General features: G+C 67.6%; 16 protein-coding genes. 9 read left to right on the top strand and 7 right to left on the bottom strand.

From position 1 onward, the window contains the following. Positions 1-29: 29 nt before the first annotated feature. Complete coding sequence (locus AC1D2F_RS01420) at positions 30-1385, bottom strand: uracil-xanthine permease family protein (protein ID WP_476966042.1); 1356 nt, start codon at positions 1383-1385, stop codon at positions 30-32. A 293-nt stretch (positions 1386-1678) separates the two neighbouring features. Between AC1D2F_RS01420 and AC1D2F_RS01425 the strand changes: the two genes are divergently transcribed. The 3 genes from AC1D2F_RS01425 (at position 1679) to AC1D2F_RS01435 (ending at position 4362) form a co-directional block, all read left to right on the top strand. Continuing rightward, on the top strand, positions 1679-2284 hold the full coding sequence (locus AC1D2F_RS01425) for a malonic semialdehyde reductase (protein ID WP_229995634.1): 606 nt from the start codon (positions 1679-1681) through the stop codon (positions 2282-2284). Positions 2285-2499: 215 nt separating this feature from the next. Further along, on the top strand, positions 2500-3066 hold the full coding sequence (locus tag AC1D2F_RS01430) for a hypothetical protein (RefSeq protein ID WP_229995633.1): 567 nt from the start codon (positions 2500-2502) through the stop codon (positions 3064-3066). Positions 3067-3213: 147 nt separating this feature from the next. Continuing rightward, positions 3214-4362 (top strand): GGDEF domain-containing protein, encoded by a 1149-nt coding sequence (locus tag AC1D2F_RS01435; RefSeq protein WP_229995632.1) that lies wholly within the window; start codon positions 3214-3216, stop codon positions 4360-4362. Between the two features lies 1 nt (position 4363). Here AC1D2F_RS01435 and pgm read toward each other — a convergent pair whose 3' ends face one another. Beyond that, positions 4364-6013, bottom strand: coding sequence for a phosphoglucomutase (alpha-D-glucose-1,6-bisphosphate-dependent) (pgm, locus tag AC1D2F_RS01440; RefSeq protein ID WP_229995631.1), 1650 nt, complete (start codon positions 6011-6013; stop codon positions 4364-4366). 148 nt (positions 6014-6161) lie between these two features. Here pgm and AC1D2F_RS01445 point away from each other — a divergent pair, with 148 nt between their 5' ends. Continuing rightward, entirely contained in the window at positions 6162-6905 is a 744-nt protein-coding gene (locus AC1D2F_RS01445) for a DUF4190 domain-containing protein (protein WP_476966043.1), read from the top strand. Positions 6906-6935: 30 nt separating this feature from the next. Here the strand turns inward: AC1D2F_RS01445 and AC1D2F_RS01450 are convergent, their stop codons facing one another. From AC1D2F_RS01450 to AC1D2F_RS01460, 3 genes are all read right to left on the bottom strand, one after another. Further along, positions 6936-7790: an aminoglycoside phosphotransferase/kinase family protein gene (locus AC1D2F_RS01450; RefSeq protein ID WP_229995629.1), complete on the bottom strand. Its 855-nt coding sequence runs from the start codon at positions 7788-7790 to the stop codon at positions 6936-6938. Between the two features lie 4 nt (positions 7791-7794). Next, entirely contained in the window at positions 7795-9300 is a 1506-nt protein-coding gene (locus AC1D2F_RS01455) for a peptide MFS transporter (RefSeq protein WP_364746873.1), read from the bottom strand. Between the two features lie 128 nt (positions 9301-9428). Further along, on the bottom strand, positions 9429-10574 hold the full coding sequence (locus AC1D2F_RS01460) for an alcohol dehydrogenase catalytic domain-containing protein (RefSeq protein ID WP_364746875.1): 1146 nt from the start codon (positions 10572-10574) through the stop codon (positions 9429-9431). Between the two features lie 403 nt (positions 10575-10977). On the opposite strand from AC1D2F_RS01460, the gene AC1D2F_RS01465 reads away from it, so the two are divergent. Beyond that, entirely contained in the window at positions 10978-12921 is a 1944-nt protein-coding gene (locus tag AC1D2F_RS01465) for a sialate O-acetylesterase (RefSeq protein ID WP_364746877.1), read from the top strand. Positions 12922-13247: 326 nt separating this feature from the next. Here the strand turns inward: AC1D2F_RS01465 and AC1D2F_RS01470 are convergent, their stop codons facing one another. Then, positions 13248-14720, bottom strand: a complete 1473-nt coding sequence (locus AC1D2F_RS01470; protein ID WP_476966044.1) for an amidase — start codon at positions 14718-14720, stop codon at positions 13248-13250. A gap of 288 nt (positions 14721-15008) precedes the next feature. Between AC1D2F_RS01470 and AC1D2F_RS01475 the strand changes: the two genes are divergently transcribed. From AC1D2F_RS01475 to AC1D2F_RS01485, 3 genes are all read left to right on the top strand, one after another. Continuing rightward, entirely contained in the window at positions 15009-15335 is a 327-nt protein-coding gene (locus tag AC1D2F_RS01475) for a rhodanese-like domain-containing protein (protein WP_229995920.1), read from the top strand. 18 nt (positions 15336-15353) lie between these two features. After that, on the top strand, positions 15354-16337 hold the full coding sequence (gene pheA, locus AC1D2F_RS01480) for a prephenate dehydratase (RefSeq protein ID WP_476966045.1): 984 nt from the start codon (positions 15354-15356) through the stop codon (positions 16335-16337). 94 nt (positions 16338-16431) lie between these two features. Continuing rightward, a complete protein-coding gene (locus tag AC1D2F_RS01485; RefSeq protein ID WP_018774949.1) occupies positions 16432-16653 on the top strand; it encodes a hypothetical protein in 222 nt (73 codons plus the stop codon). Positions 16654-16678: 25 nt separating this feature from the next. Here the strand turns inward: AC1D2F_RS01485 and AC1D2F_RS01490 are convergent, their stop codons facing one another. Further along, on the bottom strand, positions 16679-17743 hold the full coding sequence (locus tag AC1D2F_RS01490) for a diacylglycerol/lipid kinase family protein (RefSeq protein WP_229995922.1): 1065 nt from the start codon (positions 17741-17743) through the stop codon (positions 16679-16681). A gap of 77 nt (positions 17744-17820) precedes the next feature. Between AC1D2F_RS01490 and serS the strand changes: the two genes are divergently transcribed. Beyond that, on the top strand, positions 17821-19101 hold the full coding sequence (gene serS, locus AC1D2F_RS01495; protein WP_229995923.1) for a serine--tRNA ligase: 1281 nt from the start codon (positions 17821-17823) through the stop codon (positions 19099-19101). Positions 19102-19133 lie beyond the last annotated feature (32 nt).

The following is a 19133-nucleotide window of genomic DNA, read 5'->3' on the forward strand; positions in this document are numbered from 1 at the left end:
CCGCTGCGGCGCTTCTTAGCGGAGTTTTTTTAGCGGCGCTTCTTGGGAGTGCGCTTGGTGGCTGCCTTGACCGCGGCCGTCGAGGCCGCAGCCGGCAAGGGATCTTCAGTTTCCGGTTCCGCCACCGTGCCGCGCACCTTCGCGATTGCCTTCATGCCGTGGTAGATCACCAGTGCCGCAGCCGAGCCCAGCGCGATCCCGGTGAACTTCAGGTCCCCGATGGTCCAGGTGTAGTCGGCAATCCCGACAATGAGGGCGACGGCGGCCGTGGTCAGATTGATCGAGTTGGAGAAATTCACCTTGTTCTGGACCCAGATCTTCACACCCAGCACGCCGATCATGCCGTAGAGCATCGTGGCCGCGCCGCCCAGGACGCCGGCGGGGACGGTGGCGATAAGTTCGCCAAACTTCGGCGAGAAGCTCAGGATCACTGCAAAGATCCCGGCCACCCAGTACGCCGCCGTCGAATACACCTTGGTGGCAGCCATGACGCCGATGTTCTCGGCGTACGTGGTGGTCCCGGACCCGCCGCCCAGACCGGCAAGTACAGTGGCGGCGCCGTCTGCCAGCAGCGCCCGGCCGGAAACGCCGTCGAGGTTTTGGCCCGTCATGGCCGACACGGACTTCACATGGCCGATGTTCTCCGCCACCAGCACGAGCACCACCGGCACGAAGAGGCCCACGACGCCGAGGTGGAACTCGGGAGTCTGGAAATGCGGCAGACCGACCCACGCCGCGCCGTCTATCTTGGAGAAGTTCACCTCGCCCCGGATCATCGCAACAAGGTAGCCCACCAGAACGCCCACCAGGATGCTCAGCCGGCCCAGCATGCCGCGGAACAGCACGCTGACCACGATGATGACGGCCAAGGTGATGAAGGCTGTCACCGGGGCCTGGTCGAAGCTGCTCTTCGCCGCGGGCGCCAGGTTCAGCCCGATCAAGGCCACGATCGCGCCGGTCACGATCGGCGGCATGACCCGGTTGATCCAGCCGGCGCCGAACTTCTGCACCACGGCACCAACCACGGCGAGGGCCGCGCCGGCCAGCACCACGCCGCCCAGCGCCCCGGGGATGCCGAACTGCTGCTGGGAAGCCATGATCGGTGCGATGAACGCGAAGCTGGAACCGAGGTAGCTCGGCACGCGTCCCTGCGTGATGACCAGGAACAGCAGGGTGCCGATGCCGGAGAAGAACAAGGTGGTGGCTGGCGGCATGCCCGTGATGATCGGGACCAGGAAGGTGGCACCGAACATGGCCACAACGTGCTGCATCCCGATCCCTACCGTCAGGGGCCAGATGAGCCGCTCATCCGGCCTGACGACCTCACCGGGGCGGACGGACTTGCCCGTGCCGTGGAGCTTCCATTTGGTGCCGAGCATGCTCATGCCGGGAGCCTTTCAGAGAATGTGGGGCGGAGGCGGAAGGAATCTTCCCGAGCAACTTTACCGCCCAGGGGTATACCGGCCGATCCTCTACCGGCCGTCCGTTGCCTCCGGAGGGCGTGTGTTGGGAGGGCGCGGATCGGGACGGCGCGGATCGGGACGGCGGGGTGCGCCGGGCTGGTGTCCGACGTCACAGGATGCCGCGGGAAGCAGACGCAGGCCGTTGAAGTTGCAACTATGGACAGCAGGAGAAGCCGGCCACCCAAGAGTGCGCCAGCCCAGGGAAAGGGATGCGAATGACGATCGCCCATGAAGAAGCAGTAATCGACGCAGCAGCGGTGGACGCCATCTTTGCCGAGGCCCGCACCGCGAACGCCTTCACCGGCGACGTTACTGAGGACCAGGCCCGCGCCATCTACGAACTGACGAAGTTCGGCCCCACCGCCTTCAACTCCCAGCCGCTGCGCGTAACCTACGTGCGCTCCGACGAAGCCCGGGCCACGCTCGTGGACGCACTTTCCGCCGGAAACCGTGCCAAGACGGCCTCCGCGCCGCTCGTCGCGGTCCTGAGCTACGACACCGCCTGGCAGGAACAGTGGGACGCGTTCCTTCCCGGCTACAACGCCCCCAAGGCCATGTACGACGCCGCGCCGGACCTCGCCGCGGCCACGGGCAACAACAACGCCCACCTGCAGGCCGGCTACTTCATCCTCGCGGTCCGCTCCCTGGGCCTCGCGGCCGGCCCGATGACCGGCGCCGACTTCGCCAAGATCGACGCCGCGTTCTTCCCCGACGGGAGCCAGAAGAGCTTCCTGGTGGTCAACATCGGCCAGCCCGGGGAAGATGCATGGGGCGCAGCCAAGCCGAAATTCGCCTACGAGGACGTCGTCCGTACCGTCTAAGGCCCCGGCGCCGCCCTCCGGCGCTGTCCGCCCGCGGAGGTGCCTCCGGCACCATGGGGGACAGGCCGGAGGCACGCGGGATGCGATTCTGCGGTTCAGCGCAAGGCCCACATCCAGGGCCACTTCCTATTTTAGTCCGTGCCTTCGCCGCCGGCACTGTGCGTTTTGCGACGGCCGCCCGGTCCGTAAACGCCGCGACGTGGCACACTTTTCCCATGCGGAACCTGATCGCGGTGGCCTTCGTGGAACCGGTAGCCGAGGGGCTCGAGTTTCCCCGTGATGACTGGCCGCTGCACCTCACCCTGGTTAAGTTCGACGTGGTTAAGTTCGATGTGGTTAAGTTCGGCGCCGTCGAACCCCGCGAGGAAGCCGGCACCGAACCTGAACCTGACGCGCCGGCCTCAGTCGATCCGCTCGCCGAACGGATCGCCACCCTCATGGCGGACCCGGTGACCGCTGCCCTGGGCTGCCGGCTCAGCGTGGACGGCGAAGCCGGGTTCGGGCGCGCAGGGTCGATCCCGGTCAACCTGATTGAGCCCAGCGAAGAGCTGCAGTTCCTCCACAACGAGCTGGTCCGGATCGTGGAGCAGCTGCCCGGCAGGATCTCGACGCCCGCCTACACCCTGGAAGGATACCGGCCGCACGTCTCGCACCACGGCGACAAACGGCTCCAGCAGGGCGACACCTTCGCCCTTGACCGGATAGCGCTGGTGGACATGGCGCCCGACGGCGGGCACGCCACGCGCCGGATCCTGAAGTTGTGGACCGAAGGCCCGGCGTAAGCGCCGGAACGGTCTCATGGGATAGCCTTCCCGTCATATCCGGGACACCGGCGGTGGATTCCTGCGGGCCGGGTGCCATACTTGGGTCAACTTCGACGGTGAAGTGACGTATTCGGGCAAATCACGGCGGACCGGGGGGACCACTAAATGATGCTTGACACCGCGACACTGCGGGTTGCCTTGGCGCTTGTCGACCTCACACTGCTCATGCTGTTCTACTTCATCACGTTCCGGCGCACCCGGTCGCCCTACAGCGGCTGGTGGTGCATGGCCCTCTTGCTGTTCCTGGTCGGCAACGCCGCGTACCTGCTGGACGGTACGGTGCACCAGGGGTGGGCCAACCCTGCCGGCAACGTCCTGCTGGTCGCCGGTGCCGCCAGCATCTGGGCCGGCGGACGATCGCTGAGGGCCCCCTCACCCCGGCTCTGGCACCTCGCGGCCGGCCCGGCTGCCACCGCCGTCGCTTCAGTTCTTGACCACCCGGCCACCAACACGTGGGCCGGAGGCCCCGTGTACCTGGGATTCATGGCCGTGCTGATCGGCTTGGGATCCCGGGAGCTGTTCCTGCTCGAGCGCGACTACTCGCGCGTCCACCGTCCCCTCGCCGTCGGCGCCGGCATCCTGGCCGTTTTCTACCTTGGCCGCCTCTTCGCCTTCCTGACGAAGGGACCGGACGGTGCGGTTTTCACGTCAGTCTTCGGATCCGTCCCCATGACGGTCTTCTCGATGGTGACGCTGGTGGTTGCTTCCTTCACCATGGCCGAGCTGAGCTACGAACAACAGACCCGGGATCTGCGGGCCCGCGCCACCGTGGATGGCCTCACGGGCCTGCTCAACCGCTCGGCGTTCCTGGATCTTGCGGAAAACGAACTGCGCCGCTTGCGCCGGACCGGCACCACGGCGTCGCTGATCCTGGCGGACCTGGACCACTTCAAGACGATCAACGACCAGTTCGGCCACTCAGCCGGAGACTCCGCCCTGCAGGCGTTTGCCAGGGCCTGCGCCGGTAGCGTCCGCTCCACCGACCTCGTGGGCCGCTACGGCGGCGAGGAATTCATCCTCCTGCTGCCGGGCGTCACGCCGGACCGGGCGCAGGAAATCGCGGCCGACATCAGCGTCCGGCTCCATCAAACCGGCTCGGCAGCCGTTCCCCGGCTGCCCACCGTGAGCTACGGCATCGCGTCCACCGGCTCCGGACCGGACGGCCTCGACGCTGCAGTGGTCCTGGCCGACGCGGCCCTCTACCAGGCAAAAACGCTTGGCAGGGACCGCGCCGAGTTGGCCACCGGCGGCTGAACTACGAAATAACGCCGTCCACCAGCGCCTTCGCCTCGGCCTGGACCTGCTTGAGGTGCTCGGCACCCTTGAAGGACTCGGCGTAGATCTTGTAAACGTCCTCCGTGCCGGAGGGCCGGGCCGCGAACCAGGCGTTCTCGGTCACAACCTTGAGGCCGCCAATCGCCGCGCCGTTGCCCGGTGCCTCGGTCAGCTTCGCCGTAATCGTTTCGCCGGCCAACTCTGTCGCGGTGACGTCGGACGAAGAGAGCTTGCCGAGGGCCGCCTTCTGCTCCCGGGTGGCCGCCGCGTCGATCCGGGCGTAGACCGGGTCGCCGAACTGGTCGGTGAGGCCCTTGTACAGCTGCGACGGTGACTTGCCTGTTACCGCCGTGATCTCCGAGGCCAGCAGTGCCAGCAGGATGCCGTCCTTGTCGGTGGTCCAGACGCTGCCGTCCATCTTGTTAAAGGAGGCACCGGCGGATTCCTCGCCGCCGAAAGCGCCTTCTCCGGACAGCAGCCCGGGGACGAACCACTTGAAGCCCACGGGAACCTCGACAAGCTTGCGGCCCAGGCTTTCAGCCACGCGGTCAATGATCGAGGAGGAGACCAGGGTTTTGCCGATCACGGACTGCGGGTTCCAGCCGGTGCGGTGCCGGTACAGGTAATCGATGGCGACGGCGAGGTAATGGTTCGGGTTCATCAGCCCGCCGTCCGGCGTAACGATTCCGTGGCGGTCGGCGTCCGCGTCGTTGCCGGTGGCGACGTCGAACTTGGCGCCGTCGGACATGCGGTTGATCAGGGAGGCCATCGCCGACGGCGAGGAGCAATCCATCCGGATCTTTTCGTCCCAGTCGAGGGTCATGAAGGCCCACTGGGGGTCGACGGTGGGGTTGACCACGGTGAGGTTCAGGTGGTGCCGCTCGCCGATCTCGCCCCAGTAGTCCACCGACGCGCCGCCCATCGGGTCGGCGCCGATCCGCACGCCAGCCTCGCGGATCGCATTCAGGTCCAGCACCGAGGGGAGGTCGTCGACGTAGCTGCTGAGGAAGTCGAACTTGCCGGTGGTCCCGGCGGCGAGGGCGTCGGCCACTGGGATCCGCTTGACTCCGCGCAGGCCGTTTTCGAGGAGCTCGTTGGCGCGGTTGGCGATCCAGCCGGTGGCGTCGGTGTCGGCGGGGCCGCCGTGCGGGGGGTTGTACTTGAATCCGCCGTCTCCCGGCGGGTTGTGGCTCGGGGTCACCACGATGCCGTCGGCCTGCGGCGCGCCCGGAGCGGCGTTCCGGTTGTGCGTAAGGATGGCGTGGCTCAGGGCAGGGGTGGGGGTGTAGCCGTGGCGCGCGTCGATGAGGACGTGCACGCCATTGGCCGCCAGCACCTCAAGGGCGGAGTTTTGTGCGGGCTCGCTCAGGCCATGGGTGTCCTTCGCCATGTAAAGGGGGCCGGTGATGCCTTGGCCCGCGCGATATTCCACGATCGCCTGCGTGATGGCGAGGATGTGGGGTTCGTTAAAGGACGCCTTCAGGCTCGATCCCCGGTGCCCGGAGGTACCGAAGGCCACCCGCTGGCCCGGGTCCGAGAGGTCCGGCGAAACGTCGTAGTACGCATCCAATAGCGCAGTGAGGTCAACAAGGTCTTGGGGTTGGGCAACAGTGCCCGCGCGGCTAGCCATGGCACCAGCATGCCAGACGAGGGCGGGGTGCAGCACGGTTTCGCGTCAAACCCGTTCCTGTGACGAAAGAAAACCCGCCGATCGGCCCGGTCCCAAGCCAACCCTGCGGCGGTACGCTGGATCCAGAGACTTCTTGAGGGGACATGCCATGACTGAACAGCCAAAACAAGGCAAAGACGAGACCCCGGAGGGTTACCAGCCGACCCTGCGGCTCCCGGACCACCAACCGGACTTTCCGCCAGAGCAGGCACCGCCCGCCAGTAAGGACCACGGACAGTCGGCGACGCAGCAGTTCGCGCAGCCGGGGTCAGGGCAGCAGCCCTATGCGGGCGCGCAGCCGGGGTCCGGGCAGCAGCCCGACACGGGCCAGCAGCCCCACGTCGGCCAGCAGCCCCACGCGGGCCAGCAGCAGCCCGGCCAGCAGCAGCCCGGCCAGGCGGCACCTGGCCATGGCCAGTTCTCAAGCCCGTACCCTCCGATCTACGGCAAGTCCGACCGGGCGCCATATGCGGCGGGCCAGCCGGGCTACGGCCAAGCGGCCTACAACCAGCCGGCCCCACCGTATGGCCAACCGTCGCCGTACGCTCAGCCGGGCAGTCCCAACGCCTACGGTCAGCCCGCGTACTACGGCGCACCGGCGGCGCCCAAGAGCCTGAGCATCGCCAGCATGTGCTGCGGCATCGCCGCGCTGGTGGGATTCGGATTCTTCCTGCTCCCGCAGCTGGCCGCCGTCATCCTGGGACACCTGGCCCTGCGGCGCGAACCGGCCGGCAGGGGCATGGCGATCGCCGGCCTCGTGATGGGATACGTCGGCATCGCCGTCACTATCCTGGTGCTGGTCATTTTCGGACTGGTCATCGGCACCGCACGCAACAGCGGATACGGCGTCTAGGCCTGCCCTGCGGCCGGGGCCTGCGTCGGCTCAGCGTGTCAGCGCAGCCACGAGCGCTCCGGCATTGGCCTCAAGCCAGGCACGCCGCCGGTTGATCTGGCCGCCCACGCCGTCCTGCCACATCCGCGCCCAGCCGCCGCCCAGGGCCGCGGCGTTGTGCCGCATCCGTTCGAAGCTGAGCGCCGCGGCCTCGATCCCGGCGCCGGGCACCCGGCGTCGTTCATCCTCGGTCCAGCCGTAGGCGTCGGCGAAGGTGCGCAGCCGGCGGAACGGGTCGTGGTCATCCCAGCCCGGCCACGCGTCTGACGGGTCGCGGAGCGGCACCCAGTGCATGGCGGTATTGAGCGAATCGTGGAGTGCCGTGGCGGGTCCGGCGAGGTCGAAATCCGCCAGTCCCGCGGCCAGGCCGTCCCGGACCACCACGTTCTGGGGTGTGACGTCCAGATGGCAGATGAGCCCGGCGGCATCGGAGGGGTTCGGCCGGACCGGCCGGGGCGGGAACGCGTGGACCTGCGGCACGAAGCCCGCTGACGCGGTGTGCAGGCGCCGCACCAGGCGGGCCACGGAGGCCAGCAGGTCCTCGGACTGCACCCAGGCTTCCGGCGGCGCCCCGGCGCACTGTCCCGGCACGAAGGTCAGGACGTCCCGGCCTTCTATGTCGCGGCCGAGGAAGCGCGGGGAGCCCTCAAAGCCGGCGTCGTGGAGCCAGTCGAGATACTCGGCGACGGCGAATGATTGTTCCTGGTGCGGGCGGCGGATGGTTCCGCCAACCCGCACCACACCCGCGGTGACATCGCCCGCCGGCATACTTTCGACGTCGGACGCCTCGCCCGGGGCGGGGGTGTAGACGCGCGAAGCAACCGGGACGCGATGCACGGGGTTCATCGGGTCAGCGTACGCCGCCCATGAGCTTCTTGATCGCCGGGGAGGCGACCGCCAGGCCCACAGCCAGCAGCATCGCGGTTCCACCGATGCCGATGAAGTAGGGCAGCTCGTCCTGCGGGTTGTACAGGCCGGACAGGATGCCGGCCACCGTGGTGCCCAGGGACACGGAGAGGAAGAACAGCGCCACCATCTGGGTGTGGAAGGCCTTGGGCGCCAGCTTGGTGGTGACGGACAGGCCGATGGGGGAGAGAAACAGCTCCGCGAGAGTGAAAAGGAGCAGGATTCCAACGAGTGCCAGCAGAGGGGTCTTGCCGGCGCCGGCCAGCGGGATGAAGGCAAGGAAAGCAAGGCCCATCACGAAGAGGCCTATCGAGAACTTCAGCGCCGAACCGGGCTGCTTCCGGCCGAGCCGGGTCCACAGGGCGGCCATGATGCCGGCAAAGATGATGATGAACACCGGGTTAATGGACTGGACCCAGGCGGCAGGCATTTCCCAGCCGAAGAGATTCCGGTCCAGTTTCTCCTCCGAGTACACGGCAATGAACGTGAACTGCTGCTGGAACAGCGCCCAGAACGCGGCCGAGGCGATATACAGCGGGATAAACGCCGCCACCCGTCCGCGCTCGGTGGCGGTGATCTTCTTGCTGCTGAAGATCAGGGCAAAGTACAGCACAGACGCGCCAATGGCGGCGTAGGCCATGGACACGGCAAGGTTCTCGGCGTTCACGGTGCCGGTCACGAGCAGCACGGCGATGATCACGGCGATGCCGGCGAAGATCAAGCCGTACCGGGTGCGCTGGGCGGCCGGGAGGGGATTCGGTACCCGGTGTGCTTCTGCGGGCAGTTTCTTGCGGCCCAGCGAGTAGATGACCAGGCCCACGGCCATGCCGACGGCGGCGGCGCCGAAGCCCCAGTGGAAGCCCTGGCTTTCCTGCAGCCAGCCGGTGACCAGCGGGCCGATCAGCGCACCGGCATTGATGCCCATGTAGAAGATGGAGAACCCGGCGTCGCGGCGTTCGTCCTTCTCGCCGTACAGGCTGCCGACGAGGGCGGTGGCATTGGCCTTCAGCCCGCCGGAGCCGACGCCCACCAGCACCAGTCCGGCGATCAGGCCGGGTACGCCGGGCACGAGTGCCAGCCCGATGTGGCCGGCCATGATCAGGACGGCCGCGCCGAACAGCACGCGCTCGGACCCGAAGAGCCGGTCCGCGAGCCAGGCGCCGAGGATTGTGGAGAGGTAGACGCCGCCACCGTAGGCGCCGACCAGGCCGGCCGCCAGGGCCTGCGGAATCTCAAGGCCACCCTGGGCGGCCGAGAAGTACATGTAATAGAGGAGGATCCCCTGCATTCCGTAGAAGGAGAAGCGCTCCCACATCTCTACGGAGAAAAGGCTGGCCAGCATCTTTGGGTGGCCAAAAAACGACGTGTCGTCCGGCGTCTTCGTGGGGGGACTGAACGAGGGATCGCCCGGCGTTGTAGCGGGGGGATGGGATAAATGAGTTGTGCTCATTTACTTAATGGTGACATTGTGACGCGCGATTGTCACATTCGCGCAGGCCCCAGGCAAGCAACCCAAACCGTGTTTTGCCTCTCTTTCGGGAGGACTTCCCGGGGCGTGCCGGGCCGCGCGGCTATGTCCTAGGCGGTCTCCCCGGCGGGCTCGCCGACGGGCTCGTCCGCGTCGAACATGATGATCTGCCGGATAGCGTGGCCGTCTGCCAGCTGGTCCATGGCCCGGTTGATGTCGGCCAGGGCGATGCGGTCCGAGATCAGCTCCTCGACGGGGAGTTTCCCGTCCCGCCACAACTGGGCGTATTTCGGGATATCCCGCGACGGGACGGCCGAGCCAAGATAGCTGCCCACAATTGTCCTGGCTTCTGCGGTGACGGTCAGGGGCGCCAGCTGGGCGCGGGCATCGGGGGAGGGTAGCCCGGCCGTGACGGTGGTGCCGCCGGGGGAGGTCGCAGCGAACGCGGTTTCGAACGCGCGCGGATTTCCCGCGCACTCGATCACGAACCTGGCTTTAACCCCGGCCTCGAGGACCTGCTGCGGAGTGTATGTCTCGTGGGCGCCGAGGCGGCGGGCGTGATCGAGCTTCTGCTCCAGCGTGTCCACGGCGATGATCCGCGAGATTCCTTGGGAGATGGCGGTGATGAGCGCCGCCATCCCCACGCCGCCGAGACCGACGATCATGATGCTGTCCTGCGGGCGGGGCCGGGCCGCGTTGAGCACCGCGCCGCCGCCGGTCAGCACGGCGCAGCCCAGGACCGCCGCAATGTCCGCGGGGATGTCGTCGTCTACCGGCACGGCGGAAGCGCGGTCCACCACGGCGTGGGTGGCGAAACCTGAGACGCCCAGGTGGTGGTGGACGGGTTCGCCGTCGCGGCTCAGGTGCCTGGATCCGTGCAGCAGCGTTCCGTCGTTGTTGCTCTGCGAGCCTGCCGTGCAGGGCAGCCGGCCGTCCTCGGCGCAGTTCGCGCAGCTCTCGCACCGGGGCAGGAAGGACATGACCACCCGCTGGCCGGGCTGAAGGTCCGTGACGTCGGAACCGACCGTCACGATGCGGCCCGCCGCTTCGTGGCCCAGCAGCATGGGTACCGGCCGGACCCGGTTGCCGTCGACAACGCTCAGGTCCGAGTGGCAGATCCCGGCGGCCTCCATCCGGACGAGGATCTCGGTGGGCCCGGGAGCCGCGAGTTCCAGCTCGGAGATGCTGATGGGCCTGGAGTCCGCGAAGGGGCGCGGGCGGCCGATTTCCTCAAGTACTGCACCGGTGATCTTCATTGATCCTCTTTCGCGGCCTGGTCGGGTTTGAGTGAACGATAGCCGCCGGCCGCAGCCAGCGTCCATTTGGGGCTTCCCGACGGCGCCCGCGCTGGCCGTTAGCGGCTGGCGGAGGGCCGCGCCCCGGCGCCACGGAGGGCCCCGGGCCGCCCCCGCAGGCAAGAAAACCTCAAGGTGGCAGGGCCAGAGTGTGAACCATGGCTGGTCGGGGAAAGCTCTGTCGTCCCCCGAACCCGGCAGGGCCGCGGTGAGGGTGGTGAGGGTATTGCCTTCCTCAACAACGGCCTCTGTTCCGCGGCCACCCCGGTGGCCCTCGGCCCCGGCCCCGTCAGGAAGGTCCGCCACATGGGCCCACGGCCGGTGGCTTCACCGCTTCCTGATCGGCCTGGCGGTTTCTGCCCTCATGATGGCGGGCCTTGTACCGGCGCAGGCTGTAGGGAAAGTCACCACTCTTCACGTCTTTCTCGCCGCCGGGCAGTCGAACATGTCCGGGCGGGGCGTTCCCATCATTGAAACGGCAGACACGGCGCCGAACCCACGAATCTTTCAGTACGGAGCCAAGATCCGCTCGCTCCGCCCTGCCTCTGTCCCGCTGGACATGAACGACACGCCCAGCGGCATTTCCCCCGCGATGACCATGGCCCGCGAGTATTTGAAGACCCAGCCCCCCGACGTCGGAGTCCTCATCATCCCGGCCGCGCACGGCGACACCGCATTCACCAGCTTGCCGGGGACCCTGACCTGGGCCGTCGGCGCGGCTTCGGCCCCGGAGTTCGATTTGCCGACGCTCGCCGTCAAGCAGACGTTGAGCGGCATCGCGGCGGCGAAAACGGCCGGCTACACCGTGAGCCTCAAGGGCATCCTCTGGCACCAGGGCGAGAGCAACTCCGCCACAAGCACTGCCACCTACAGTGCGAGGCTGGACCAGCTCATTGCCTTCTTCCGCGACCGGCTGTCCGCGCCGAAGCTGCCCTTTGTGCTGGGACGGATGTCGCCGGAAGGCATCGCGGCCACTCCGGGCAGGGGCAACGTGGACAAGAGCCAGTACCAGACTCCGGGCCGCGTCGCCTATACCGGCTTCGCGCCCTCCCTGGCCTGCGCCCTGAATCCGGGGGACATGACCCACTTCTCCCGGGCCGGCATCGAATACCTGGGAAGGTCATACCTTTCCGCGTATCGGAAGGCGATCGCGAACACTCAAGCGTCCGGCATTGCCACTCCGGATCTCGCAGTGCCGAACTGTGCGGGCCGGGCCATTGCCATCGATCCGACGCGATTCCTGGACACCAGGGTCTGGCCGGGCCGGGTGGCTGCGGGCAAGTCGGTAACGTTCCGCGTTGCCGGCGTCCGCGGCGTGCCGGCCGACGCGTCCGCCGTCGTCGTGAACCTGACGGTGACCTCGCCGACGTCGTACGGCGTCATCACCGCCTACGCCTCCGGAACAAACAAACCAGGCACCTCAAACCTGAACTACGTTGCCGGGCAGACCGTTTCAAACCTCGCCATGGTGCCCCTGGGCGCGGACGGCCGGCTGACGCTCACCAATACCTCGTCCGGGACAGCGCATCTGATCGTAGATGTGTCCGCCTATTTCCACGAGGGCAAGCCGTCGTCGCCGGGGACGTTCAGTTCCGTGGCGCCCACCCGGCTGCTGGACACGCGGCTGTCCTCCGGGCCGGTTGCCGGCGGAAAATCGGTGTCCTTCATGGTCGGTGGCAAGCTGGGGATCCCGACGAACGCCTCGGCGGTGGTCCTGAATCTCACGGCGACCCAGACAGCGAGCTTCGGTTTCCTGACCGCGTACGCCGCGGGTTCCTTGATGCCGAGGGCGTCCAATGTCAACTACTCGGCGGGGCAGACCGTGCCCAACCTCGTCGTGGTCCCCGTCGGGACGGACGGGAAAGTGACGGTGTCGAACACCTCATCCGGGGCCGCGCAGGTCATTGCTGACGTCGCGGGATACTTCCTGCCCGGCAAACCCGTCCAGGCAGGCGCCCTCCGCGCCCTGAGCCCCACGCGCTTCCTGGACACGCGGGTCTCCTCCGGCCCCGTCGCGGCCGGGGCCTCGCTGACGTTCCACGTGCGCGGCGTCAAGGGAATCGCGACAACCGTGGCCGCCGTGGTGGTCAACCTGACGACCACCGAGGCAAAGTCCACCGGGTTCCTCACGGCGTTCGGCTCGGGGTCGCCCACGCCGAACGCCTCGAGCCTGTTCTACGTGCGCGGCCAGACGATCGCCAACCTGGCCGTGGTTCCGGTGGGGCCGGACGGCAACGTCAAGATTACGAATAACTCGAGCGGATCCGTCCAGATCATCGCCGACGTCGCCGGCTACTTCCGCGGGTAGGGGGCCGGTCCGTCGCGGAACGAAGGGCGGCCCGCTGGATTCCTGGGTGCCACGGGGTAGGTGTCTGGCTGGCTTCCTGGGCCCGGCCGGGGGACATGCCCATTCTTGGCGCCCGCGGGTGGACATGATGGCATTGTGTCCAGCGGCCGCGGCAAGGGGTGGGCATGTCCAGGATGAGCACCGGACATGTCCCGGGTGCGGCGTGGGGAATGGGCATGTCCTCAACGGTGGAGGGTGGGCATGTCCCCTGCTTGACCTGCGTTCCGAAAATGTCCCGTGTCCGGCGTGAGAACTGGGCATGTCCCCGGTGAGTGGCGGGTCCTTGGCTAGAACCCCAGTTGGGCGGCCACCTGCAGCAGCAGTCCCTCGGAACCCATTGGCCCGATCAGCTGGATGCCCATCGGCAGGCCGGAACCGGGGGCGCCGCCGGTCCAGTGCACCGGGACACTGATCGCCGGCAGCCCGCAGACGTTCACCATGGACGACCACGGCGCGTATTCGCATTGTTTGCGGTAGTCGTCGTCGGCGTCGCCCGCCCATTCCGCGACCGGCCAGTAGCCCCCGCCGTGGGTCGCGCCCGTGAACCAGCCCACCGGGCGGGGTGTCTGTGCCAGGGCCGGCGTCAGTATGAGGTCCCATGGGGTGTACTGCGCGATCGTGTCCCGCTGGAACTGCCGGAGGAACCCGACGGATTCGTTGACTTTGGCCGCACTGCGCTGCTGTGCGCGCCGGCGGAACGTCCTGGTGAGCGGGGTCAGCAGCGCCTCGCGCTGGGGCGAGATTCGCGCGCTGCCAATGCCGGCGGTCCACGCTGTGGTGAAGGCATCCGGGTAGCGGTTGTCATAGCGAATCGCTGCAGTCGAGGTCTCGTGGCCCGCCGCCTCAAGCCGCGCGACGCCGCCGGCCAGCGCGTCGAGCGCCTCCGGGTCCGGGATGACAGGGAAGATCGATTGCCACGGGCTGTCGAGGCTTATCCCGATCCGCAACCGGCGCGGCTCCCTGGCAGTCAGTTCGAGATATCCGGCCTCCGCCGGGCCTGCCGCAGCCGGTCCGTCCTCACTTTGGCTTGCACCGTGCGGAGCCGCGCCGGGCATCAGGGCATCGAGCAGCAGGGCGGCATCGGCGGCGGAGCGGGCGAGCGGTCCGGCTACCACGAGCTGCGCGGGATCGCCGGAGCTTTCCCCCGCCGGCACGAGCCCACGTCCGGGCTTCAGCCCGACCAGCCCGCACGCCGCGGCCGGGATCCGGACGGAGCCGCCGCCGTCGGACCCGGGGGCGAACGGCAACATCCGCGCGGCCACGGCGGCAGCGCTGCCGCCCGAGGAGCCGCCCGAACTGCGGCTGAGCGCATGCGGATTGCGCGACGGCGGAGCGACCCGGTTCTCGCTGTAGGCCGTCAGGCCGAACTCCGGGACCTGGGTCTTGCCCAGCGAGATGACCCCCGCAGTCTTGAGCGCGACGGGAAGTGCGCCGTCGGCCAGCGCCGGTTTACGCTCCAGTGCGGCGCTGCCATGCGTGGTGACGACCCCTGCCACATCCGTCAGGTCCTTGAACGCGACCGGTACCCCATGCAGCGGCGGCAAGGCGCCGCCGTTCCGGCTCCGGAGGGCGTGGAGCCGGTCAGCTGCCGCGGCGTCCTTCTGCGCCTGCTCCGCGGTGACGGTGATGAAGGCCCCGAGCTGCCGATTGTGGGCTTCGATGCGGTCCAGGAAATGATCGGTGGCCTGCCTGGCGGACAGTTCCCCGGACCGGAGCGCATCGCGGAGCTCGACGGCCGAGAGCTCGTGGATCTCAGCCAAGGAGGCGGGGTCCCGGCCGTTCCGTGGGCCGCGCGGCCCGAATCCCCGCGGGACATGCCCATTCTTGGGAACTGCGGAAGGACACAATGGCATTATGCCCAGCGCTCGCGGCCAGGGGAGGGCATGTCCCGTGGCGGGGGCCGCGGACGGACCGCTCCGCGGGGTGTTGGGCTGCCATGAGGTCTCCTTTGCGGTCTCCAGAAGCGTAACCTGCCGCCGGCGTGGGCGCGCTGGAAGCGGCGGGGGATACGCTGGGATCGGAGCTTCAAATCTGCGGAAAGGGTGAACATGAGCGACTTCCAGACCGTGAGCGTGTCGGGCATCCCCGATGGTGCCAAGATCGTGGACGTCCGCGAGGACTACGAATGGGTTGCGGGCCACGCCGAGGGTGCCCTGCACATTCCCATGGACCAGCTGCCGGCCCGGGTCGAGGAGCTTGACCCGGACGAGGACCTCTATGTTATTTGCCGCACCGGCGGCCGTTCCTACCGGGCCACTCAGTGGCTGGTCGGAATGGGATATTCCGCGGTGAATGTGGCCGGCGGCATGGACCAGTGGGTCGAGTCCGGCATGCCTTTGGTGTCCGACAACGGGCTTAAACCGGTCGTCCTGTAACCGAAGAAGGAAGAACTGATGCCCGCACCAACGCTCACCTACACATTCCTCGGACCCGAGGGCACCTTCACCGAGGCTGCCCTGATGCAGGTCCCGGACGCGGCCGAGGCCATCCGCATCCCGTCCTCGAATGTGAACACGGCGCTGGACAAGGTGCGGAACGGCTCCGCCGATGCGGCCATGGTGCCGATCGAAAACTCGGTCGAGGGCGGCGTCACGGCCACCCTCGACGCCATCGCCACCGGCCAGGAACTCAGGATCCTCCGGGAGGCCCTGGTGCCCATCAGCTTCGTCCTGGTGGCCAGGCCCGGCGTCGCAATCGGGGACATCCGGCGCGTCTCCACCCACGGTCATGCCTGGGCCCAGTGCAGGCTCTGGGTTGAAGCTAATATTCCCAATGCGGAATATATCCCCGGGTCTTCCACCGCCGCTGCCGCCATAGGCCTGCTGGACGGCGACAGCGTCCATTACGACGCCGCGATCTGCGCCCCGATAGTGGCCACAGAGCAGCCCGGCCTGAAGGTGCTTGCGGAAAACATCGGCGACAACCCGGGCGCGGTCACCCGGTTCGTGCTCGTGGGCCGGCCGGGCGAATTGCCTGCCCCCACCGGCGCGGACAAGACCACCGTGGTGGTGCCCCTGCCCGAGGACCGGCCGGGTGCGCTGATGGAGATCCTGGACCAGTTCGCCACCCGCGGCGTGAACCTGAGCCGGATCGAATCCCGGCCGACCGGGCAGTACCTGGGCCATTACTTTTTCAGCATTGACGCCGACGGCCACGTGGCGGACGCCCGGGTGGCCGACGCGCTCGCGGGTCTGCACCGGATCAGCCCGGCCACACGCTTCCTCGGTTCCTACGAGCGTGCCGACGGCCACCGCACCAGCGTTGCCCCGCATACCTCGGACCAGGCATTCCGCGCCGCGCATGCGTGGGTGAAAGACATTCTGGGCGGCGCATCTGCTGAGGCGGAATATACCCCGGGGGCTTCGCCCAGAGCGTAGGCAAATGCCATATGGCGCACTTCCACCACTTCCCAACTGTGCGTATGCTTGCCTGATCCATATTGGGGAAGTCCCCTACGGGAGGGAGCGGGTCATGTCAGGCACCAGCACAGAAAATGACGGCCAGGGAATGATTGTCAATCCCAAGCCGACTGCTGAGAACCAGGACTGGGACGGCGACGACGCCGACCGCGCGGACCGCTTGCGCTTCGAAGAGGAGCAGGCAATGATCCGGGAGCAGTCCGAAGCCCGGGCCGCCAAGGCTGCAGCAGAGGCGAAAAAAGCGGCTGAGGCGAAGAAGGCCGCCAGCGCCTAGCCCTCGCTCCAGCCGCCGTCGGCGCCTAGCCGCCTTTGATACCGTCCTTGACCCGGACCAGCAGGGATCCCGGGGCCACTTCCACGACGACCTTCGTGGCCTCCCCGGAAGGATCGCCGTCCACCTGGGTGGGCATAGGTTCGGGGCATCGGATGGTGATCTTGCCGGAGCGGTAATAGGTCATGACCGGCAGGTCTTTCTTGTGCTTTAGCACGATTTTTGTGGACATGGCCAGCCAGCCGATTGCACTGCGCGGGCTCATCACCACGATGTCCAGCATCCCGTCATCGATCATGGCCTGCGGGATGAAGTCGATTCCCCCGGGGATCAGGCCGCAATTCGCGAACAAAACGCTGCGGATCTTCCGGGTCTGCTCGGGTTGGTCATCGAGCGCTATCGAGACCCTCTTGCGACGCCCCGCAAGGTGCCGGACCCAGGCTTCCGTGTACGCCAGCCAGCCCACGGCCTTCTTCAGGCCATCTAGGGTGTCAGTGACCACTTCGGCGTCCATGCCGATGCCCGCGATCACGAGGAACGTGTACTGCGCGGATTCCCCGGTGCGTGAATTCTCCAAGGTGAGCCGCGCCGTATCGATGAACCGCTGGTGTCCGAACAAGGAGGCCTGCACGTTGCCGGGGAGGTCGTTCACCTCCAGATGCACATTGCGGGCCAGGAGGTTGCCGGTGCCCAGCGGGACCAGGCCCATCGGGATGTCCGTCCCGGCAAGGACCTCGGCCACCACACGCACGGTACCGTCGCCGCCACCGGCCAGTACGACGTCGGCCCCGTAGGCCACCGCCGCCCGCGCCTGCGAGAAGCCGGGGTCCTCCGCGGTGGTTTCGAAGACGCGCGGCGCCGGCCAGCCCGCCTCCGCGCACGCGGCTTCAATCAGGCCCCGGGCCTCGGCCGATCTCGCCTTGATCGGGTTCAGGACCACGGCAACCTTCTGGCGGCCCGTGCCAGGGCTGTGGGTTTCCTCCCACACGGCAGGGCGGGTGTGCTTGGCCTTCAGCCGGCGCACCCCCCACCAACTGGAGGCGGCAAAGACCAAGACCCCAGCGATGACGAGGTAGAGCAGCCAGTCGCGCATTGTGATCCAACAGTATCCCGCCAGCGCCCCCGACCGGCTTGCCCGGCAACGGTGGCCGGATTGGATACTCTTGTCTGGTGATCGACGTAAAAGACCTCAGCGAATATCCGGACAAGTTCCGTGCCAGCCAGCGCGCCCGCGGCGCCGACGAATCCGTGGTGGACGCGATCATCGCTGCGGACTCGGCCAGGCGAGCGGCGCTGATCCGGTTCGAGAACCTCCGGGCCGAACAGAATGCCTACGGCAAGAAGGTCGCCCAGGCCAAGGGCGAGGAAAAGCAGGCCCTCCTCGCCGAGCTGAAGGTTCTGGCTGCCTCCGTCAAGAGCGCATCGGCCGAGGCCGATGTAGCTCAAACGGCCCAGGAGGAACTGCTCCGCGCCATCCCCAACCTGATCGAGGACGGCGTCCCGGCTGGCGGCGAGGACGACTACATTGTGGTCAAGAAGGTGGGCACGCCGCGCGAATTCCCCGACTTCGAGCCGAAGGACCACCTGGAGATCGGTGAGCTGATCGGGGCCATTGACATGGAACGCGGGGCGAAGGTTTCCGGATCCCGGTTCTACTTCCTGCGCGGAGTCGGCGCCCGGCTGGAAATGGCACTGCTCCAGATGGCCATGGAACAGGCGATCGACGCCGGGTTCGTCCCCATGATCACGCCCACCCTGGTCCGCCCGGAAACCATGCAGGGCACCGGCTTCGACGTCAAGCACGACGCCGAGATCTACCGTCTCGCCGAAGACGACCTGTACCTGGTGGGCACCTCGGAAGTGGCCCTGGCCGGCTACCACGCCGACGAGATCCTGGACCTTTCGGCCGGCCCCATCCGCTACGCGGGCCAGAGCTCGTGCTACCGCCGCGAGGCAGGCTCGCACGGCAAGGACACCCGCGGCATCATCCGGGTCCACCAGTTCAACAAGGTGGAGATGTTCATCTACACGACGGTTGAGGAGGCGGCCGCCGAGCACGACCGCCTCCTGGCGTGGGAAGAGGAGATGCTGGCCAAGTGCGAGCTCCCGTACCGTGTCATTGACACCGCTGCCGGGGACCTTGGCAATTCGGCGGCGCGGAAGTTCGACTGTGAGGCATGGGTCCCCACCCAGGGCGCGTACCGGGAGCTGACCTCGACCTCGAACTGCACCACGTTCCAGTCGCGCCGCCTGAACATCCGGGAACGGGTTGTGAACGAGGACGGTGCGCCCAAGGGCACGCGGGCCGTGGCTACGCTCAACGGCACCCTGGCCACCACGCGCTGGATCGTGGCCATCCTGGAGCACCACCAGAACCCCGATGGTTCCGTCAACGTCCCCGCCGCGCTGCAGAAGTACCTTGGCGGCATGACGGTCTTCCCCGTCCTCTAACCCCCCCGTCCCTAACCCCAGCCAGGCCTCCG

This window comes from Arthrobacter sp. P1_B3, assembly GCF_056406615.1.